The sequence below is a fragment of the Pseudomonas neustonica genome (genome assembly GCF_003797945.1).
In the GTDB taxonomy this organism is placed as follows: Bacteria; Pseudomonadota; Gammaproteobacteria; order Pseudomonadales; family Pseudomonadaceae; genus Halopseudomonas; species Halopseudomonas neustonica.
The window spans coordinates 45,792-64,236 of the sequence record NZ_RKKU01000011.1 but is presented as its reverse complement, the minus strand read 5'-3'; the positions used below and the strand labels follow the sequence as shown (position 1 = coordinate 64,236).

The 18,445-nt window shown below is 59.6% G+C and carries 21 protein-coding genes; 18 read left to right on the top strand and 3 right to left on the bottom strand.

Features of this window, described 5'->3' with window-relative positions; translation table 11 throughout:
• Positions 1 to 62 precede the first annotated feature (62 nt).
• Positions 63 to 962 (top strand): glycosyltransferase, encoded by a 900-nt coding sequence (locus EF096_RS10570; protein WP_305955054.1) that lies wholly within the window; start codon positions 63 to 65, stop codon positions 960 to 962.
• 40 nt (positions 963 to 1,002) lie between these two features.
• Here EF096_RS10570 and EF096_RS10565 read toward each other — a convergent pair whose 3' ends face one another.
• From EF096_RS10565 to EF096_RS10555, 3 genes are all read right to left on the bottom strand, one after another.
• Positions 1,003 to 1,770, bottom strand: a complete 768-nt coding sequence (locus EF096_RS10565; protein ID WP_123889597.1) for a Crp/Fnr family transcriptional regulator — start codon at positions 1,768 to 1,770, stop codon at positions 1,003 to 1,005.
• A 136-nt stretch (positions 1,771 to 1,906) separates the two neighbouring features.
• Positions 1,907 to 2,656, bottom strand: a complete 750-nt coding sequence (locus EF096_RS10560; protein ID WP_123889596.1) for a Crp/Fnr family transcriptional regulator — start codon at positions 2,654 to 2,656, stop codon at positions 1,907 to 1,909.
• Between the two features lie 199 nt (positions 2,657 to 2,855).
• On the bottom strand, positions 2,856 to 3,071 hold the full coding sequence (locus EF096_RS10555) for a CsbD family protein (RefSeq protein WP_123889595.1): 216 nt from the start codon (positions 3,069 to 3,071) through the stop codon (positions 2,856 to 2,858).
• A gap of 251 nt (positions 3,072 to 3,322) precedes the next feature.
• On the opposite strand from EF096_RS10555, the gene atpD reads away from it, so the two are divergent.
• The 17 genes from atpD to EF096_RS10470 all read left to right on the top strand — a co-directional run bounded on the left by atpD (position 3,323) and on the right by EF096_RS10470 (position 18,235).
• A complete protein-coding gene (gene atpD / locus EF096_RS10550; protein ID WP_123889594.1) occupies positions 3,323 to 4,792 on the top strand; it encodes a F0F1 ATP synthase subunit beta in 1,470 nt (489 codons plus the stop codon).
• On the top strand, positions 4,773 to 5,177 hold the full coding sequence (locus EF096_RS10545; RefSeq protein ID WP_123889593.1) for a F0F1 ATP synthase subunit epsilon: 405 nt from the start codon (positions 4,773 to 4,775) through the stop codon (positions 5,175 to 5,177). Before atpD ends, EF096_RS10545 begins: the two co-directional genes overlap by 20 nt.
• Positions 5,174 to 5,521 carry an AtpZ/AtpI family protein gene (locus EF096_RS10540; RefSeq protein ID WP_123889592.1) on the top strand — a complete coding sequence of 116 codons (348 nt, stop codon included), beginning with the start codon at positions 5,174 to 5,176 and terminating at the stop codon, positions 5,519 to 5,521. The genes EF096_RS10545 and EF096_RS10540 overlap by 4 nt, the downstream gene beginning before the upstream one ends.
• Positions 5,514 to 5,849: an ATP synthase subunit I gene (locus tag EF096_RS10535; protein ID WP_123889591.1), complete on the top strand. Its 336-nt coding sequence runs from the start codon at positions 5,514 to 5,516 to the stop codon at positions 5,847 to 5,849. Before EF096_RS10540 ends, EF096_RS10535 begins: the two co-directional genes overlap by 8 nt.
• The gene (locus EF096_RS10530) at positions 5,840 to 6,541 is read left to right on the top strand and encodes a F0F1 ATP synthase subunit A (RefSeq protein WP_123889590.1); all 702 of its coding nucleotides are present in this window, start codon (positions 5,840 to 5,842) and stop codon (positions 6,539 to 6,541) included. The genes EF096_RS10535 and EF096_RS10530 overlap by 10 nt, the downstream gene beginning before the upstream one ends.
• Positions 6,542 to 6,584: 43 nt before the next feature.
• Complete coding sequence (locus EF096_RS10525; RefSeq protein WP_123889589.1) at positions 6,585 to 6,875, top strand: F0F1 ATP synthase subunit C; 291 nt, start codon at positions 6,585 to 6,587, stop codon at positions 6,873 to 6,875.
• A gap of 3 nt (positions 6,876 to 6,878) precedes the next feature.
• Positions 6,879 to 7,661 carry a F0F1 ATP synthase subunit delta gene (locus EF096_RS10520; RefSeq protein ID WP_123889588.1) on the top strand — a complete coding sequence of 261 codons (783 nt, stop codon included), beginning with the start codon at positions 6,879 to 6,881 and terminating at the stop codon, positions 7,659 to 7,661.
• On the top strand, positions 7,658 to 9,277 hold the full coding sequence (locus tag EF096_RS10515; protein WP_123889587.1) for an alternate F1F0 ATPase, F1 subunit alpha: 1,620 nt from the start codon (positions 7,658 to 7,660) through the stop codon (positions 9,275 to 9,277). Before EF096_RS10520 ends, EF096_RS10515 begins: the two co-directional genes overlap by 4 nt.
• Positions 9,252 to 9,614, top strand: coding sequence for an HPF/RaiA family ribosome-associated protein (locus EF096_RS10510; protein ID WP_123889586.1), 363 nt, complete (start codon positions 9,252 to 9,254; stop codon positions 9,612 to 9,614). Before EF096_RS10515 ends, EF096_RS10510 begins: the two co-directional genes overlap by 26 nt.
• Positions 9,615 to 9,619: 5 nt before the next feature.
• Entirely contained in the window at positions 9,620 to 10,540 is a 921-nt protein-coding gene (locus EF096_RS10505) for a F0F1 ATP synthase subunit gamma (RefSeq protein ID WP_123889585.1), read from the top strand.
• A gap of 128 nt (positions 10,541 to 10,668) precedes the next feature.
• Entirely contained in the window at positions 10,669 to 10,926 is a 258-nt protein-coding gene (locus EF096_RS10500) for a hypothetical protein (RefSeq protein ID WP_123889584.1), read from the top strand.
• Positions 10,923 to 12,395 carry an arginine-ornithine antiporter gene (gene arcD, locus EF096_RS10495; RefSeq protein WP_123889583.1) on the top strand — a complete coding sequence of 491 codons (1,473 nt, stop codon included), beginning with the start codon at positions 10,923 to 10,925 and terminating at the stop codon, positions 12,393 to 12,395. The genes EF096_RS10500 and arcD overlap by 4 nt, the downstream gene beginning before the upstream one ends.
• Positions 12,396 to 12,444: 49 nt before the next feature.
• Positions 12,445 to 13,665 (top strand): arginine deiminase, encoded by a 1,221-nt coding sequence (gene arcA / locus EF096_RS10490; RefSeq protein ID WP_123889582.1) that lies wholly within the window; start codon positions 12,445 to 12,447, stop codon positions 13,663 to 13,665.
• Positions 13,666 to 13,690: 25 nt separating this feature from the next.
• Complete coding sequence (gene argF / locus EF096_RS10485) at positions 13,691 to 14,689, top strand: ornithine carbamoyltransferase (RefSeq protein ID WP_123889581.1); 999 nt, start codon at positions 13,691 to 13,693, stop codon at positions 14,687 to 14,689.
• A gap of 19 nt (positions 14,690 to 14,708) precedes the next feature.
• On the top strand, positions 14,709 to 15,644 hold the full coding sequence (gene arcC / locus EF096_RS10480; RefSeq protein WP_123889580.1) for a carbamate kinase: 936 nt from the start codon (positions 14,709 to 14,711) through the stop codon (positions 15,642 to 15,644).
• A gap of 148 nt (positions 15,645 to 15,792) precedes the next feature.
• On the top strand, positions 15,793 to 16,275 hold the full coding sequence (locus tag EF096_RS10475) for a DUF3015 domain-containing protein (protein ID WP_123889579.1): 483 nt from the start codon (positions 15,793 to 15,795) through the stop codon (positions 16,273 to 16,275).
• Positions 16,276 to 16,378: 103 nt separating this feature from the next.
• Positions 16,379 to 18,235, top strand: coding sequence for an Lnb N-terminal periplasmic domain-containing protein (locus EF096_RS10470; protein ID WP_123889578.1), 1,857 nt, complete (start codon positions 16,379 to 16,381; stop codon positions 18,233 to 18,235).
• The last annotated feature ends 210 nt before the right edge of the window (positions 18,236 to 18,445 follow it).

Below are 18,445 nucleotides of genomic sequence, written 5' to 3'. Positions count from 1 at the left end.
CCGAGAAAGATCAAAGGCACTGTCATAACAATGATTTGAACTGTTCAGGTATCCAGATTCCGATGAGCTCTCCACTTGTATCCATCGTCATGGCTTGCTTCAATCACGCTAACTACGTGGAGGAGTCCATCCGCTCTGTCATGGAGCACGACTACGACAACATCGAATTCCTTGTGGTAGATGATGGTTCGACAGATAACAGCCTGGCGATTATTCGAGCGCTTCAAGCCGAGTATGGTTTTAAAGTGATAACGCAGGAAAACCAAGGCGTTACCAAGGCCGTAAACACAGGTTTTTCCGCCACCAATGGCGAGTATTTCGCCTCGTTTGACTCTGACGACATCATGCTGCCCGGGCGGATACGCCTCCAGGTCGAGTACCTGCAGACACGACCTGAAGTAGGCGGCTGTGGCGCCAACTTTGAGTATATAGACGCCCAAGGCAACCATAAGCCGGGGGCGCTATTCAAAAAGGCTGCGAGCTATCAATTTCACGACTTCTTCGTTGACCGCAGATGGCTCGGCGGCCCCACTGCGTTCTTTAGAAGGCAGGCGATACTGGACGCTGGCGGCTATGATCTGGATAACCCGATACAGGACACGCATCTGGAACTCAAGGTGGCACATGCCGGTTATCGCCTGGATATTATCGAAGATATCGTCACCCTATATAGAAGACACGATACAAACATATCGTCCAACAACAAGGGCAACTTCAAATCTCATTTACTGGCAATCAACCAGTTTCAGGCGGAGCCGGGCTACATAGCAGCCAAACGAGGCTTGATTCACGCCGAATTAAAAAAAGCCGTTGCTGAAGACCGAGCCTATGCCAGGGAGTTGTTTGCTCTGTTACCGCTCAAAGAGTGGAACACAAAAACACTCAAGCGCTTCTGGCGCTATTCCAGAAAACGCTTCTCACCCGATTTTAGTAAGCTGAGAGCACAACGCAAAGCAGCATAAAGCGGCGCTTTTTTGCCTTTAGCTGCCTAAGAGCAGCATCTCAAATACCATCGATTTCTCCGTCATGCGCTGCGTTATTTTGGGTAGCTGAACTGGTACGCATTGGCAGCAGACGCGCATGGTCATTGAGCATCACCCTGTAGCATTCGCACGAGGCCAGCTCCAGGCCCGAGCGGTCCAGAATAGTAATGTCGCCACGGCGGTAGGCAATCAGCCCGCGCAGCTGTAAGGCGCCTGCGGCAATGGTTACGCCACTTCTGCGCACGCCAAGCATATCCGCAAGAAATTGATGGGTAAGGTGAAAGGTATCCTTGTGCGCGCGATCCTGGGTCATTAACAACCAGCGCGCCAGACGTGGCTCAATCTCGTGAAAGTGAACACAGGCAGCATTCTGCGTTAACTGGGCGAGCAACACATAAAGGTAGTGTTTGAGTGCGCGCTGAAATAGCGGGCTATCGCGTAACGCGCGTCGCAGCTGGTCAGAACTGATGCGCAGTGCCGTACCGGAGCCCTGCACGACCGCACGGCTAGGCGCCATGTTGACCCCCAGCGCCATAGTCGCACCCAGCATCCCTTCGCTGCCAATCAAGCCCAGTTCCAGCGGATGCTTGCCACCCAGGGTAGTAACCAGCGAAACAAAACAGGTAGTCGGAAAGTACAGGTAACGAAATAGCATGTCTCGTTCACAGAGAATGCTGCCGAATTCAAGCTCAACCATCTCGCATTGTTCCAGCACTCGGTTCTGCTCGTTATGCGGCAGACAGTCGAGCAACTGGTTGGTGACGGGTCTTGGGCATGCAACTGACATAAGGCCTTCTCAGCAGCACGAAAATAGCCTGTAGCGGCGTGAGAAAGGTGCCTGGCGATCCCGTTTGATAGTGTGCACGCGATACGCCGTAAACTCTGTTCGCTATAGCACTCAGCGCCTGCTCGTTGCCGAGCAGCTAAATACTGGGAACCAAGAGCGCGGCCACGTCGAGATGCGTATGGTAGGACAACAGCCGGTCGCTCTCCTTTTTAACCACGGCATAACACTCACAACTCAGCTGCTCAAGCCTGGGACGATCCAGCACGGTGATGTGGCCCCGCCGGTACTCAATGACGCCGAGTTTTTGTAGCTTGCCTGCCGCCTCGGTAACGCCTTCACGGCGCACGCCGAGCATATTGGCAATCAACTCCTGGGTCATGGTCACCTTATTATTCGGCAGCCGATCCAGTGACAGCAGAAGCCAGCGGCAAAGCTGTTGATCAATGGAATGATGACGATTACACACTGCGGTTTGCGCCATTTGCGTAATCAACGACTGGGTATAGCGCAGCATCAGCACCAGCATCTCGCCGTGGCGATTAAACTCGTCTTTTAACCGCTGCCCCGGCAACCGATAGGCCTGGCCGCCGCTTTGCACAATGGCTCGGCTCGGTGTGCTCTCTCCGCCCATAAACAAGGCAATACCTACCAGGCCTTCATTGCCGACCACGGAGATTTCTGCGGAGGCACCGCTTTCCATCACATAGAGCAGTGAAATGATTGAATCGGTAGGGAAGTAAACATAGCGCATGGTTTCGCCGGATTCGTACATCACCTTGCCGAGGGGTAACGACACCAGCTCAAGATGATTGAACAGACGTTTTTGTGATTCAAGGGGCAAGGCAGCCAGCAAGCGATTGTGCTGCGGGCGCGGTAAATCAGGCATTGCGGACTCCATCCGGGGAGATCAACCTAAATACCAAGTATACGCCTGACACTCTCACACTCTGTTCGGTAGCGTACATAGCACGAGTTCTATACTGAACCTATCCGGCTACCTATGCGAGCAACCTTTGATCAAGTAATGACGGCAGCGGTTGGTTGTTGCTACCCAAGGTAGAAAACCGCGATAAATCCTGCCCCGCTCAGGTCGTTCTATTGCGCTCAAAAAAACTGATGACCTGTCTCTCGGCCTCGTTATGCGTCATCTCATAACGCTGTTGAACCAGCAACGTGAGTTTTTTTGCGTCACCTTTGGATTTCACCAGCTCATCCAGCGTTAGATCATCCCAGACGATGTGAGCAAGACCAGCGAGCTGCTGCCACTTGCCCTGAATTATCTCGGCGAGTGATTGGGTCATAGTTACCTCTATGGATTAACTGACTGCGAAAAAACGCATCACTCATCGAGAGTGACAGACGAGGTCAGCCGTGTCGGTACGCCACAGCACTTAGCGTCGACCAATTGCAACAGGAGCAGCTAACACTCTGTGTTCGCTAGCGCACGGTGAACAGGTGCTCATTGGGGGCACGATGGTCTGGTCATGGTCCGACAGCCGTCCTAGCAACAAATGTCTGCGGCCCAGACAAGACCACTGACCAGGGGCCAAAGATGACAGAGCGCCAAGCTGCAGACAAAACCGATGCACCCAATGTCGGCACTATTGTCACAGTCCACGGTAGCGTCATCGACATGCGTTTTGACAGCGCGCTGCCAGCAGTACATAACCTGCTGCACGCTGGCGACGGTGACCATGTTGCCATCGAAGTATTGGCCCAGCGCGATCAGCGTCACGTGCGCGGTATTGCCCTCACACCCACGCAGGGCCTGGCCCGCGGCATGCCGGTAAAAGACAGTGGCGGTCCCTTGCAGGCGCCGGTCGGCAAAGCCATTCTGTCACGCATGTTCGATGTCTTTGGCAACACCGTAGACCGTGGCCCGCCGCTGGATAGCGTGCAATGGCGATCGGTTCACAACCAGCCGCCAGCGCTGGTGCGCCGCTCGACCCACGCCGAAATATTCGAGACCGGCATCAAAGCCATTGACGTGCTTACCCCGCTGGAGCGCGGCGGTAAGGCCGGTTTATTTGGCGGCGCGGGCGTGGGCAAAACGGTGCTGCTAACCGAAATGATCCACAACATGGTTGGCCATCAACAGGGCGTCAGTATTTTCTGCGGCATCGGCGAGCGCTCGCGCGAAGGCGAAGAGTTGTATCGCGAGATGGACGCCGCTGGGGTGTTGCCCAATATGGTAATGATCTTCGCGCAGATGAACGAGCCACCCGGCGCACGCTTTCGCGTGGGGCATGCGGCGCTGACCATGGCTGAATACTTCCGTGACGATGAACACCGCGACGTGCTGCTGCTGATCGACAATATCTTCCGCTTTATTCAGGCTGGCTCGGAAGTCTCGGGACTGATGGGGCAGATGCCGTCACGCCTCGGTTACCAGCCCACCATGGGCACCGAACTGGCATCGCTGGAAGAGCGTATTGCCAATACCGACAACGGCGCCATTACTTCACTGCAGGCGGTCTATGTGCCTGCCGACGACTTTACCGACCCCGCCGCCGTACATACGTTCTCGCACCTGTCGGCGTCCATCGTACTGTCGCGCAAACGCGCCAGCGAAGGTTTGTTTCCGGCCATCGACCCGCTGCAGTCCAGCTCAAAAATGATCACACCGGGTATCGTCGGCGAGCATCACTATGCAATAGCACAAGCCATCCGCCGCACGTTGGCGCAGTACGCCGAACTTAAAGACATCATCGCCATGCTCGGGCTGGAGCAGTTGTCGCCCGACGACCGCAAGGTGGTGGCAAGGGCGCGGCGGCTGGAACGTTTTCTGACTCAGCCGTTTTTCACCACCGAACAGTTCACCAACCTGAGCGGCAAGCTGGTCAGCCTGGACGATGCGCTGGATGGTTGCGAACGCATCCTCGCTGACGAGTTCAAGGATATGCCCGAAAGCGCGCTCTACATGATCGGCGCGATAAGTGAAGCACAAGCCAAGGCCAAATCCAGCGCGGTAGACCAGGAGCAACCCGCCGAGGAGCCCGCGCATGCCGCTGATGACGCTTAAGGTACTGCTGCCCTTTGAGGTATTCGTCGATGAAAACGACATCTCGCGCCTCGTGGTCGAGACGGTACAGGGCTCATTTGGCCTACTGCCAAAGCGCCTGGACTGCGTCGCGGCGCTGGTTCCGGGCATCCTGAGCTTCACTGACCAAGCGCAGAACGAAGTATTCGTGGCGCTGGATGCCGGCGTACTGGTCAAGACCGGTCGCGACGTGGTGATTTCCGTACGGCAGGCGCTGCGCGGTACAGACCTCGCTCAACTGCACGCTGCTATCGAGCAGCAATTTCTGACCCAGGACGCGCAGCAAGAAGCCATGCGCGCGGCCATGAGCAAACTGGAAACCGGCTTTATACGGCGCTTTGCTTCTTTGCGAGACCCCGGCGCATGACGCGCAAAACCAAGCCAACCGAGCCGAGCTCAGCCCCTGCCGATCTGACCCTGGCGCAGCAGGTTGGCGCCAAGGCGGCGCGCAAACTCAAGGCCCGGCGCAACGGCACTCCCGGAGTCTGGTTCGGGCTGGGCATGATGGGGCTGATCGGCTGGTCCGTGGTGGTACCCACCCTGATGGGCGCAGCACTCGGCCTCTGGCTGGACCAACACTATCCCGACGGCCGCTCCTGGACACTGGCGCTGCTGATGGCCGGACTCACCCTCGGCTGTATCAACGCCTGGCACTGGATTGCTCAGGAAGACCGTTCGATGCACGAAGAACAGGAGAACGACGATGCCTGACGACATAAGCTGGATGCTGGGTGGCGCCGCGGCGCTGCTGACCGGCTGGGCGCTGGGCGCCATCTTCTTTGGCGGCCTCTGGTGGACCGTGCAGCTGGGTGCCGCCTCGCCAACGCCGTCACGCTGGTTTGTCAGCAGCCTGATCCTGCGCACTGGCATCGTTCTCGCTGGCTTCTACCTTATTGGTGCGGACCAGCCCGCGCTGCTCGGTTTGTGCCTGCTGGGTTTTATCACCGCTCGCGCGCTTATCCTGCGAATAACCCGCGATCAACCTGACAAAGCTGCACCAGGAAAAGTACAGGCGTCAGGAAAACCACCATGCGCCTGACCCCCGATGCCTGGATCTTTTGGCAGTACGGCGTCGTTATGCTGAATGCCACCATCGTATTCACCTGGATACTAATGGCCGTGCTGGTGCTGGGCGCCGCGTTGATTACCCGCCGCCTGGCCACCGGGCACGAACGCTCAGGCTGGCAGAACCTGCTGGAGATAGTGGTGACCGCCATCATGGGGCAGATCAAGGATGTCGGTCTGAAAAACCCGCGTCAGTACCTGGGCTTTCTCGGCACCCTGTTTCTGTTTGTCGCCGCTGCCGCCCTGGCGACCGTCATCCCGGGCTATGAGCCACCCACCGCCTCACTGTCGACCACCGCCGCACTGGCGCTTTGTGTGCTGGTCGCCGTGCCCTTGTTCGGCATCTCCAGCCAGGGACTGTTGAGCTACCTGAAGTCCTATATGCAGCCGACACCCATCATGCTGCCATTCAACCTGATCAGCGAAGTCTCGCGCACCATGGCCCTGGCCGTGCGTCTGTTCGGCAACATGATGAGCGGCGCCATGATCATCGCCATTTTGTTGTCCATCACGCCCTTTGTGTTCCCCATCGTGATGACGCTGCTGGGCCTGCTGACCGGCATGGTACAGGCCTACATCTTCACCATTCTGGCAGCGGTCTACATCGCGGCGGCCACCCGCAGCAGCAAGGCGGCCAAGGCACCCGCGCCGGAAACCAACACATGAAACCTCGCCCTCCTCCCCATCAACCACTACAAAGGCACCGCTTATGGACGCTCTTACCTGGATCGCTGTCGCATCCATCATCATGGCAGGCCTGACCACGGGGTTTGGCACCATGGGTCCGGCCCTGGCCGAAGGCCGCGCGGTCGCGGTCGCGCTCACCTCGCTGGCGCAGCAACCCGATGCCTCCGCCACCATCACCCGCACGCTGTTCGTGGGTCTGGCGATGATCGAGTCCACCGCGATTTACTGTTTCGTGGTGTCGATGATCCTCATCTTTGCCAACCCGTTCTGGAACGCCGCACTGGCTGCGGCCACTAAGGCAGCAGGCCAATAGCCCATGCTCATCGACTGGTTTACCGTCGGCGCGCAGGTGCTGAACTTCATTATCCTGGTGTGGTTGATGAAACGCTTTCTATACCAACCGGTATTGAACGCCATCGCCGCCCGCGAGCAGAAGATTACCGCCGAGCTGGCGGATGCCGCTGACACCAAGGCCAAAGCGCACCAGCAGCAAATCGAATACCAGGAGAAGAACCAGACCTTCGACCAGCAGCGTGCCGACTTGCTGCAGCAAGCCAAGCAGGAGGCCTCGGCTGAGGCCGAACGTCTGCGTGCAGCCGCAGCCGAAGCCGCCAAACAGGCGAAAGCCAAGCGTGCAAAAGCGCTGGCGATCGAGACGCAGCAGCTGCATGCCGAGATAGTGCAGCAAACCCAGCAGCAGGCATTCGAGATCGCCCGGCGGGTAATGGCTGACCTCGCCGATGCCAGCCTGGAGCAGCGCGCCTGCGAGGTGTTCATTCAGCGCCTGCAGACCATGGCCGATGACACCCTGGCCACTCTGGGCAGCGCGCTCAAGACCACCTCCGAAGCTGATCCCGCAGTGCTGCGCAGCGCTTTCGAGCTAGCCGAATCGCAGCGGGAGGCGATTCAGAGCGCGCTGAACGACAAGCTAGGGCAGTCGATTGCGCTCAGATACGAGACCAACCCTGAGCTGGTGGCCGGCATCGAACTCAGCGCCAATGGGCAAAAGCTGGCCTGGAGTATTGCCGATTACCTGCGCGCGCTGGCCATAAGTCCGCCGCCGGCAACCGTCGAGCCCGATGCAACGGAGCCAGCATGACCGCAGCCATACCTGATAGGGCCAGTCTGGAAGGCGTGTATGCGGGCGCGTTCGCCGATCTTCAGCAGCGTCTGCAGGCGTTCAAGCCACAACTACTGCCGCGCGAAGTCGGCGTTATCGCCAGCGTCTCCACCGGCATCGCGCAGGTGCGCGGGCTGCAGCACGCCACCTCGGAAGAACTGCTGCTGTTTCCCGGCGGGCTGTCCGGTATCGCCTTCAATCTCAACGAAGACAGTATCGACGTGGTGCTGCTGGGTGACTATGCGCACCTGCACGCCGGCGACGAGGTACAGCGCACCGGCCGGGTCATGGACGTCGCCGTGGGAGACGCACTGCTGGGGCGCATGATCGATCCACTGGGGCGGCCGCTGGATGGTTTGGGTCCGATCGCCACGCATGATCGCCTGCCTATCGAGCGTCCCGCCACGGCCATCATGGATCGCGCCCCGGTAACCGAACCACTGCAGACCGGCCTGAAAGTGCTGGACGCGCTGATTCCCATCGGCCGCGGCCAGCGCGAACTGATTCTCGGCGACCGGCAGACCGGCAAGACCGCCATCGCCATCGACACCATCTTTAATCAGCGCGGCAAGGATGTGCTCTGCGTCTATTGCGCCATCGGCCAGCGCGCCTCTGCGGTGGCCAAGACGGTAGCCAAGCTGCGCGAGAAACAGGCGCTGACCTACACCGTCGTGGTGGTGGCCGAAGGCAACGAGGCGCCGGGGCTGTCCTATATCGCACCCTACGCGGCCACCAGTATTGCCGAGCATTTTATGGAGCAGGGCCGCGACGTGCTGATTGTGTATGACGACCTGACCCACCACGCCCGGGCCTATCGTGAGCTGTCGCTGCTGCTGCGCCGCCCGCCCGGTCGCGAGGCCTTTCCCGGCGATATTTTCTACATTCATTCGCGCATGCTTGAGCGCGCAACTCACCTGAACGAAGAACGCGGCGGCGGCTCGCTAACTGCACTGCCGATCATCGAGACCGAGGCGCAAAATATCTCGGCCTATATCCCCACCAACCTGATTTCCATCACCGATGGCCAGATTGTGCTGTCGCCGTCCCTTTTTGAGCTCGGTGTGCTGCCCGCGATTGCAGTGGGCCAGTCAGTTTCACGGGTAGGCGGCAAAGCGCAGCGCGCTGCCTACCGCTCCGTGGCTGGAGACCTCAAGCTCGCCTACGCCCAGTTTGAAGAGCTGGAAACCTTCGCCCGCTTTGGTGCGCGGCTGGACGAGGACACGCGGCAATCCATTGAACACGGCAAACGCATCCGCGCCTGCCTGGGCCAGGCGGAATTCTCGCCCGTCTCGGTACCCGCGCAGATCGCCATCCTGCTGGCACTCAACGCAGCACTGTTTGATCCCGTGCCACTCGAGCGCATGAGCGCCGCGCAGCAGGCAGTGGAAGACGCTACTCAGGATCTGCCCGATGACCTGAGCGCTCGGCTCACTGCTGGCGACAAGCTGACCGACGCCGATCGCCAACAGGTAACCGAGGCCGCGCGCGCGGCGCTCGAAAGCTTCCTCCCGCAAACAGACAACCCGCACGACAAAGCGGCCGCAACCACACAGACAGCAGAGAAACCCCATGAAAATCCAGATCAACAGCGGTAGTCATACCAACGGCGACGAAGCACACGCCGCCGCCTACAGCGCCCTAATCGAAAAAGCGCTGAAACGCTTCAGCGATCACGTCACCCGCGTCGAAGTGCATCTCAGTGACGAGAATGGCGACAAAGATGGACAACACGACCAGCGCTGCATGCTGGAGGCACGGCTGGAAGGCCAACAACCGGTTGCGGTTACCGACCACGCGGCCACGCTCAGGCAGGCTGTAAAAGGCGCAGCGGCCAAGATGGTGCACCTGCTGGACAGTAAACTGGGGCGTCTGCACGAGCATCGCGACAAGCACGCAGCCGCAATGCCATTGCCCGACAGCGATCCCGAGTAACCCCGATGGCAACCACTCTGACCGCCCTGCGTCGTCAGATCGATAGCGCCGGTGATCTCAAGTCGGTGGTGCGCACCATGAAGGCATCGGCGGCATCCGCTATTGGGCAATATGAAAGGTCGGTAGCCGCCCTCGGCGATTACGCCCGCACCGTCGAGCTCGGCCTCGGCGTGTGTTTGCGTTCAGTCGAGCAGCCACCTCGTGAAACGCAGACTGCGCTGGCCGCAACGCCGTTGATGCATGCGGTGGTATTTGGCTCCGACCAAGGGCTCGTCGGCCGTTTCAATGAGGTAGTGGTTGACCATGCGGTGTCCGCACTGGCGCAGACTCGCTGCAGAGTCTGGGCCGTGGGTGAACGCGCGAATGCGCGGCTAGTGGACGCCGGCATTACCCCCGAGGGATGCTTTGCGGTACCGGGGTCGGTAGAACTGATCACCCGGCTGGTCGGCGATATTCTGCTTAAAGTGCAGGCCCCCGCTGCCACTACCCAGGCGGATCAACCTGCTGCAACCCAGAGCACCGCGCTGACTCTTTTCTATAACCGGCCAAACGCTGCCGGCTATACACCGGTGAGCCAACGACTGCTGCCGCTGGATGCGCTTTGGCAGCACGGGCTGGCCAACCGGCCATGGCCCGGCGACCAATTACCCGAAGTACTGGACGCCAGCGCGCAGACCTTGCGCGCCTTTATTCGCGAACACCTGTTCGTTTCGCTGTTTCGGGCCAGCGCCGAATCACTGGCCAGCGAGAATGCCAGTCGGCTGGCTGCGATGCAGCGCGCCGACCGCAATATCGGCGAGCTGCTGCAGGAGCTACAAGCCCATTTTCACCAGCTGCGCCAGGCTGGCATCGACGAGGAGCTGTTCGATGTCATCTCCGGCTTCGACGCGCTCAGTACCAGCGATGAGGCCAAGTCTACTCCCTGAACTATCCCCTGAAAGTCTTGCGTGCGCTGTCGAACAGACGCAACCCGGCCGAGGGAAGAGACTGGTAGTGTCCCTGCCAGCCCCCGTGCAAACGCTGCGGCTGGCAATAACCTGCACAGGTACCTGCCATGAACCAGCCCAAATCCGACGTTTACCGCTACATCGTCAGGGAGCTTGCGCCGACCGAACACACGCCCGAGCAAGCCCCTATCACTATCGTCTGCGAACCGCAGAACGTGCCGGGGCAAGAGCCACCCAACGGCACCGTCTTTTTACATATGCTGCCGGGTACCACCACAGCAGAAGCGCAAAGCATAGCGGACACACTCCAGGCCAAGGTTAAGGGGCTGTGCCACCTGCAAGCTCCCGCGGACGCAACCGCATGAACAAGCCAGACGCAGTAGCTACCGATAAAACCATCGTCGCCGGCGATGCTGCCAACGCCAAAGCCCCTGCCAAACTAGGCCTTAGCCTATTGGTAGCGCTGGTGGTGGGCTCGATCATCGGCAGCGGTATCTTTGGCCTGCCGCAAAACATGGCCGCCGGCGCAGGCGCTGGAGCCATCCTGATCGGCTGGACCATTACCGGTATCGGTATGCTGCTCCTGGTGCGGGTGTACCAGATGCTTTCGCTGCGCAAACCCGAACTCGATAACGGCGTCTATGCTTACGCTCGCGCTCTGTCAGGTGAGTACGTGGGCTTCAACTCGGCCTGGGGTTACTGGGTTAGCGCCTGGATCGGCAATGTCGGTTATCTGGTCGCGGCCTTCAGTGCGCTCGGTTATTTTTTCCCGATCTTCGGCAGCGGTAACTCGCCAGCCGCCATCGCCGGGGCCTCAGTCGTACTCTGGATTATCCACCTGCTGGTGCTGCGCGGCATCCAGGGCGCTGCGGTGCTGAACGCCGTGGTCACGCTGGCCAAGATAGTGCCGCTGCTGCTGTTCATCGCACTGGTAGCAATGGCCTTTCAGCTTGATACCTTCCGCCTCGATTTCTGGGGCACCAGCGAGCTCGGTTCGGTGCTTGATCAGGTCAAGAGCACCATGTTGGTCACCGTCTGGGTATTTATTGGAATTGAAGGCGCCAGCGTCTACTCGGCAAGGGCCCGCAAGCGTGAGGACGTTGGCCGCGCCACTATCATCGGCTTTCTGATCTGTCTGCTGTTACTGATGGCGGTATCGCTACTGTCGCTCGGTGTGCTCAATCAGCCCACCCTCGCTGGCCTGAAAAACCCCTCAATGGCCGGCGTACTGGAAGACGCGGTTGGTACCTGGGGCGCCGTACTCATCTACGTGGGCTTGATCGTCTCGGTGGGTGGTGGCTTCCTGGCCTGGATGCTGCTAGCCGCCGAGTCGCTATTCACCCCTGCTGGTGGTGGCGTGATGCCGAAATGGCTGGGGCGGACCAACAAGAAGGGGGTGCCCGCCAATGCCATGTGGCTGACCAATGGCATGGTGCAGCTGTTCCTTATCTTCACGCTGTTCTCCAAGGCCTCCTACCTGGCACTGATCTCGCTATCAACGGCGATGATCCTGCTGCCTTACCTGTTCAGTGCAGCCTACGGCCTGTCACTGGCATGGCGTGGCGAGGGGGTGAAAGCTGCGATCCGCCGCGCTGATGTACCGGTCGCTGCACTGGCCACGGTGTACTGCCTGTGGCTGCTCTACGCCGCCGGATTCAAGTATTTGCTGCTGAGCGCGATGCTCTACGCACCGGGCGTAGTGCTCTATGCCTGGGCCAAGCGCCAGCGTCAGGAGCGGGTTTTCAATACCGCCGAATGGGTGCTGCTGGCGGTGCTGGTGATACTCGCTGGCGTCTCCGCCACGCTACTGGCCATGGGGCGACTGAGCCTGTGAGCCCGACCCTATTGCTGATTCCCGACTATATGAACAGGAGATTGTTGCCATGACCACCCAAGGTTTGCACTCTGAAGTTGGCCGCTTGCGCCGCGTACTGGTATGCCGCCCCGGCCTGGCGCAACAGCGCCTGACACCAGCGAACTGCCGCGAATTGCTGTTCGATGACGTCATCTGGGTCGAGCAGGCGCGCAATGACCACGACGCCTTCACCAACGCCATGCAGAGCCACGATGTCGAGGTGCTGGAACTGCACGATCTACTGGCTACCACCGTAGCTGACCCTGCCGCTCGTACCTGGCTACTGGACCGCAAACTGGACGCTGGTACCGTCGATGCCGAACTGGCGCTGCAGTTACGCCCCTGGATGGAAGAACTGCCACCAATGCGCCTGGCAGAACACCTGATCGGCGGGCTGGCGCGTGCAGAACTGCCGTTTGAGCCTGCGGGACTGCTGGCACGTTACGCCGCCGCGAACGACTTTCTGCTGCCGCCACTACCCAATACCCTGTTCAGCCGCGACAGCAGTTGCTGGATCGGCAAGGGCGCAGTGCTGTGCTCAATGTTCTGGCCGGCACGTCGCCAGGAGACGCTGCTCACCGCAGCCGTATACCGCTTCCATCCGCTGTTCGCTGGCAAGACCACCATCTGGTGGGGTGACCCCGACATAGATCACGGCGGCGCCACCATGGAAGGCGGCGATGTGATGCCGCTGGGTAACGGTGTGGTACTGATCGGCATGGGTGAGCGCACCTCACCCCAGGCGGTCAGCCAACTGGCACGCTCGCTGTTTGCCCAGGGCGTAGCGACCCGCGTGCTGGCCGCGCAGATACCCAAATCGCGCGGCGCCATGCATCTGGACACCGTGTTTACCTTCTGCGATGTGGATCTGGTCACCAGCTTTCCGGAAATGGCCAACGCCATCCGCGTTCACAGCCTGCGCCCCGGCGAGCAGGAAGGCAGCCTGGATGTGCGGACCGAAACCAAGCCCTTCCTGGAGGTGGTGGCCGAGGCGCTCGGATTGAAAAAGCTGCGCTCAGTGGCTACCGGCGGCGACGCCTGGCAGTCAGAACGAGAGCAATGGGACGACGGTAACAACCTGCTGGCCCTGGCACCGGGCGTGGTGATGGGTTATGCCCGCAACACCCACACCAACACCCTGCTGCGCAAGGCCGGCGTTGAGGTGATTACGGTATCGGGTTCCGAGCTGGGCCGCGGGCGCGGCGGCAGTCATTGCATGTCCTGCCCGATTGAGCGCGACGCTATCTGATCCTCCATCCAGACGAGAACACACCATGAGCTTTAATCTGCACAACCGTAGTTTGCTGGCGCTGAAGGACTTCACCCCGGATGAAATCCGCTACCTGCTGGAGATGTCCGCCGAACTAAAGCGCTCCAAGGCCGTGGGTAACGAAGTACAGCGCCTGAAGGGCAAGAACATCGCGCTGATCTTCGAGAAGCCCTCAACCCGCACTCGCTGCGCCTTTGAAGTCGCCGTGCATGATCAGGGCGGCCACGTCACTTGTCTGGATTCCGGCAGTTCGCAACTGGGTCACAAGGAATCGCTGAAGGATACCGCCCGTGTACTCGGCCGCTTCTACGACGGCATCGAGTATCGCGGCTTCCTGCAAACTGTGGTCGAGGAGCTGGCGCAGTATGCCAAGGTGCCGGTATGGAACGGCCTGACCGATGAGATGCATCCAACCCAGATACTCGCTGACCTGCTGACCATGCAAGAATTCGGCGAAAAGCCGCTACACGAGTTGAGCTTCTGCTACCTCGGCGATGCCAGCTTCAATATGGGCAGTTCGCTGCTGGTTGGCGGTACGCAAATGGGTATGGATGTGCGCATCTGCTCACCCACCGATCTGCAGCCGCCCGCTGAGCTGGTGGCCGAGATGCGCGAACTGGCGAAGACTACCGGTGCGCGTATCACCCTGGAGACAGACCCACTCAAAGCCGTAGCGGGTGCCGATTTTCTGTACACCGACGTATGGGTGTCCATGGGGCAAGTTGATACCGTATGGCAGCAGCGCATCGACCAGTTACTGCCCTACCAGGTCACAACTGCCCTGATGCAGGCGACCGGCAAACGCAGCGCCAAGTTCATGCATTGCCTACCGGCCTTTCACAACCTGGAAACCGAGGTCGGTCGCCAGGTGCACGAGAAGTATGGCCTGAGCGAGATCGAGGTGACCGACGAGGTATTCGAGTCCGACGCTTCAGTGGTATTCACCCAGGCCGAAAATCGCATGCACACCATCAAGGCCGTGCTGGTAGCGACGCTCGGATGAAGCCCGCTGGAGCTGACTCGTGAAAATAGTCGTCGCTCTGGGCGGTAACGCCCTGCTGCGCCGCGACCAAGCGCCAACGGCTGAAAATCAGTTGACCAATATTCGCAGAGCGGCCAGCCAACTGGCGCGCGTGGCAGCCAATCACGACCTGGTGCTGACACACGGTAATGGGCCGCAGGTCGGGCTGCTGGCGTTGCAAGCAGATGCCTATATTGAAGTGGACGCTTACCCACTAGACGTACTGGGCGCGCAGACCGACGGCATGATCGGCTACCTGCTGGAGCAGGAGCTGGGCAACCAGCTGCGCACCACCCGGGTCGTCACAACGCTGATCACCCGCGTGGAGGTGGACCCACAAGACCCCGCCTTCCAACATCCGAGCAAGCCCATCGGCCCGATCTATAGTAAAGCCGAATCTGCCAAGGTCGCCGGAGCAAAAGGCTGGAGCATGGCAACCGATGGCAAAGCGTTCAGGCGAGTCGTCGCCTCGCCAAAACCGCTGCGCGTACTTGGGCTGCAAGCGATCCACTGGTTGCTGGAGCGCGGCGCACTGGTCATCGCCGCTGGTGGCGGTGGCATACCGGTAGCACGCAATGCCGATAGCCAAGGCCTGCACGGCGTGGAAGCCGTGATCGACAAGGATTTGTGCAGCAGCCTGCTGGCGCGCGAACTACAGGCCGATGTATTGATCATCGCCACCGACGTGCCAGCGGTCTACCTTAACTGGGGTAAACCCACCCAGCGCGCACTCGGCAAAGTCACGCCTGAGTATCTGGCTGAATACGATTTCGCTGACGGCTCGATGGGACCCAAGGTAGAAGCGGCGCGCGCCTTCGTCACGGCTACGGGTAAACGCGCCGTGATCGGCTCCCTTGAACAGATAGAAGGCATGCTCGCGGGCACATCCGGGACGCAAATCTGCCAGTCAAAAGCAACTAGCAACGCCTCTAAATAGACATTATCGGCTCGTTGAGGCTGGAATCAAAAAGCCAACAACGATAACTGGTCGACAGCTATACAGCTCGAGACTGAAACCTAATTGCAACAAAGTAATTCCGTTGCTAAATTGAATAAACTAACTCACTGAATATGGAAACGCCCACATGAAACGGATCTTACTCGGCACCGTCCTGGCTGCAGCTTCAATCAACGCCTTCGCGGCTGCTCCCGGCGGCCCTAGCTGCGGTTGGGGTAACATGTTGTTCGAAGGTCAAAGCGGCCTGCCATCCCATCTGGTGGCCTCCATCACCAATGGCACGTCCGGTAACGCCACCTTCGGTATGACCTCTGGTACCAATGGTTGTGATACCGGCGGCAAGCTGACCTACGCTGGCAAGCCAATGCTGGTTTTGGGCAGCATCATGAACGAGCTGTCTGAAGACGTTGCTCGTGGTGAAGGCGAAGCTCTGACCACTTACGCGGTAGTATTGGGTGTGCAGCCTGAAGACCGCGCGCATTTCAACGCCGTAACCCACGCCCACTTCAACGACATCTTCACCAGTGCCGACGTAACTGCTGAGCAGGTACATGAAGCCACTCTGAACCTGATGCGCCAAGACGCCGTGCTGGCCAAATACGCAGCCTAAGCCTGATCGCGGTACAATCTGCAAAAGGCCGGAGCCAAAAGCCCGGCCTTTTGTGTTTATATCCGACGTACCTCTTTTTCTATTACTGCAAGTGACGCCCACCATGTTCAAACGCTTAGCCCCGCTGCTGATCGGCAGCCTGTGCGCTGCTGCGCAGGCCTCTCCCCAAATGGCCGATACCCAGCTGCAGGCGCTAGCGAGCGAACGTTATTGGCTGTTGCTTGGGCACTATCTACCGAGCCGCCTTGACGGTTGGCGCAGCTACGTCGATGACGACGCGTTTTTTCTGGCCGACGAGGGCGCCACGTCACCGACTGCCGAGCTGCAAGCGACGCTGGACGGACTCTATGCCGACCCCGCGCAGGGCAACGACCACGTCCAGTGCAAGTACCCCGCACGCACGCGCTGGCTGCGTGAACAGTTACAGCTAAGCGATCTGCCAAGCCCGGACTGCGGCGAGTACCGCAGCTGGTATGACGATATCAACCCGCACGCCACCGTGCTGGTTTTCCCGGATGCTTACCTGAATAGCCCATCGTCGATGTTTGGCCATACCTTGCTGCGGATCGACTCGCCTGATACGCAAGCCAGCGGCACCACTCTGCTGACCTACGCGCTTAACTTTGGTGCCATGGTAGAGAATATGGACAACGGCATTCTGTATGCCTGGAAAGGGCTGGCGGGTGGCTACCCAGGTCAGTTCTCACTGCTGCCCTACCGCGACAAGATTGGCGAATACAGTCGCCTGGAGAATCGCGATCTGTGGGAATATCAGCTCAACCTGACGCCAGAAGAAACCGCCCGCATGGTCGAACATGTGTGGGAATTGCGGCAGGTGCGCTTTGACTATTTTTTCTTCGACGAGAATTGCTCCTACCGCCTTTTGGAGTTACTCGAAGTCGCCAAGCCGCAACTGCATTTGACCGAGCAGTTTCCGCTGACCGCCATTCCCGCCGATACCGTGCGCGCGGTGCGCGAAGCAGGCCTGATTACCGACGTAACCTATCGGCCTTCGCGCGAACGCGAGCTACTGGCCCAGGCCGAGCCATTAACCAGCAACGAGCTTGATTGGGTCACTCGCCTGGCGGCCGACAGCGCGGTGTTGAAGGACCCGGACTACCAAGCAATCGATTCGCAGCGCCAGGCACTGATTCAAGAGTCGGCATACCGCCTGATTCGCTATCAGAGCAGCGGCCAGGAACGCGATCAGGCGAGCGCCGACCGTAGCTACCAGTTGCTCCAGGCGATCAACCAGAACCCACCACCCAAACTGCTAATCGACACGCCGACGTATCCGGAATATGGCCACGAATCACGCACCTGGCAACTCGCGCTGGGCAGCCGTGATGACCGTGCCTTTGCCGAGTACGGCTTACGTCTGGCGTATCACGATCTGGCCGATAACCTGGCCGGCTTTCCGCTCGGCGCACAGATTGAATTGGGCACGCTGAATATCCGTCAGTACCAAGGCAATCACTGGCAACTGGAAGAACTGGGGCTGGTCAGTATCCGCTCGCTGACCCCGCGCAACCAGCTGCTCAAACCCTGGTCCTGGCAGGTAGCCACCGGGCTGGAGCGCGTCGCTGGCGACGACGACAAACGCAGGCTGGTACCGCACCTGAACGGCGGCGGCGGGTTCAGCTGGAATCCGGTAAGCGACCTGCAAACCTTTGCGCTGGCGACCCTGCGCGTCGAGCACCACCCGGATGCCGACGAAGCCTTAAGCCCTGCCGCCGGCTTCAATGCGGGCCTGCTGTGGCGCAACGGGTTAGGCAATCTGCTGATGGAAACCAGCAACGACTTCTTTACCAATGGCGAGGTGCGCCGCAGTCTCAAGCTTAGCCAGCACTGGGAGCTGGGAACAGATCTGGGCCTGCGCCTGAGGGCCCGCCGGGAGTTTAGCCACCGCAGCGACCCCGAGAATGAAGTCAGCCTGCAGCTGCGCTGGTATTACTACTGAGAGGTCCACGCAGCAGCAACTGCCACCGTATAAAAAATCTAGTGCCACCGGCACGGTCGATAGGCACCTGATGCTCTTCGAGTGCCATGCCTGCGACCAAAACAGGGACACTTTTCTGATTGCTGCGCAGTGCCATAAAACTGCCACTCAACGGAAATTGAATCTATACTGACAATATTCCAACCCCTTGTGACCGAACCTTCAGGTTCC

Coding starts and splice junctions, on each gene's coding strand:
- EF096_RS10570 (WP_305955054.1), top strand. CDS start 63: ATGAGCTCTCCACTTGTATCCATCGTCATGGCTTGCTTCAATCACGCT.
- EF096_RS10565 (WP_123889597.1), bottom strand. CDS start 1,770: ATGTCAGTTGCATGCCCAAGACCCGTCACCAACCAGTTGCTCGACTGT.
- EF096_RS10560 (WP_123889596.1), bottom strand. CDS start 2,656: ATGCCTGATTTACCGCGCCCGCAGCACAATCGCTTGCTGGCTGCCTTG.
- EF096_RS10555 (WP_123889595.1), bottom strand. CDS start 3,071: ATGACCCAATCACTCGCCGAGATAATTCAGGGCAAGTGGCAGCAGCTC.
- atpD (WP_123889594.1), top strand. CDS start 3,323: ATGACAGAGCGCCAAGCTGCAGACAAAACCGATGCACCCAATGTCGGC.
- EF096_RS10545 (WP_123889593.1), top strand. CDS start 4,773: ATGCCGCTGATGACGCTTAAGGTACTGCTGCCCTTTGAGGTATTCGTC.
- EF096_RS10540 (WP_123889592.1), top strand. CDS start 5,174: ATGACGCGCAAAACCAAGCCAACCGAGCCGAGCTCAGCCCCTGCCGAT.
- EF096_RS10535 (WP_123889591.1), top strand. CDS start 5,514: ATGCCTGACGACATAAGCTGGATGCTGGGTGGCGCCGCGGCGCTGCTG.
- EF096_RS10530 (WP_123889590.1), top strand. CDS start 5,840: ATGCGCCTGACCCCCGATGCCTGGATCTTTTGGCAGTACGGCGTCGTT.
- EF096_RS10525 (WP_123889589.1), top strand. CDS start 6,585: ATGGACGCTCTTACCTGGATCGCTGTCGCATCCATCATCATGGCAGGC.
- EF096_RS10520 (WP_123889588.1), top strand. CDS start 6,879: ATGCTCATCGACTGGTTTACCGTCGGCGCGCAGGTGCTGAACTTCATT.
- EF096_RS10515 (WP_123889587.1), top strand. CDS start 7,658: ATGACCGCAGCCATACCTGATAGGGCCAGTCTGGAAGGCGTGTATGCG.
- EF096_RS10510 (WP_123889586.1), top strand. CDS start 9,252: ATGAAAATCCAGATCAACAGCGGTAGTCATACCAACGGCGACGAAGCA.
- EF096_RS10505 (WP_123889585.1), top strand. CDS start 9,620: ATGGCAACCACTCTGACCGCCCTGCGTCGTCAGATCGATAGCGCCGGT.
- EF096_RS10500 (WP_123889584.1), top strand. CDS start 10,669: ATGAACCAGCCCAAATCCGACGTTTACCGCTACATCGTCAGGGAGCTT.
- arcD (WP_123889583.1), top strand. CDS start 10,923: ATGAACAAGCCAGACGCAGTAGCTACCGATAAAACCATCGTCGCCGGC.
- arcA (WP_123889582.1), top strand. CDS start 12,445: ATGACCACCCAAGGTTTGCACTCTGAAGTTGGCCGCTTGCGCCGCGTA.
- argF (WP_123889581.1), top strand. CDS start 13,691: ATGAGCTTTAATCTGCACAACCGTAGTTTGCTGGCGCTGAAGGACTTC.
- EF096_RS10475 (WP_123889579.1), top strand. CDS start 15,793: ATGAAACGGATCTTACTCGGCACCGTCCTGGCTGCAGCTTCAATCAAC.
- EF096_RS10470 (WP_123889578.1), top strand. CDS start 16,379: ATGTTCAAACGCTTAGCCCCGCTGCTGATCGGCAGCCTGTGCGCTGCT.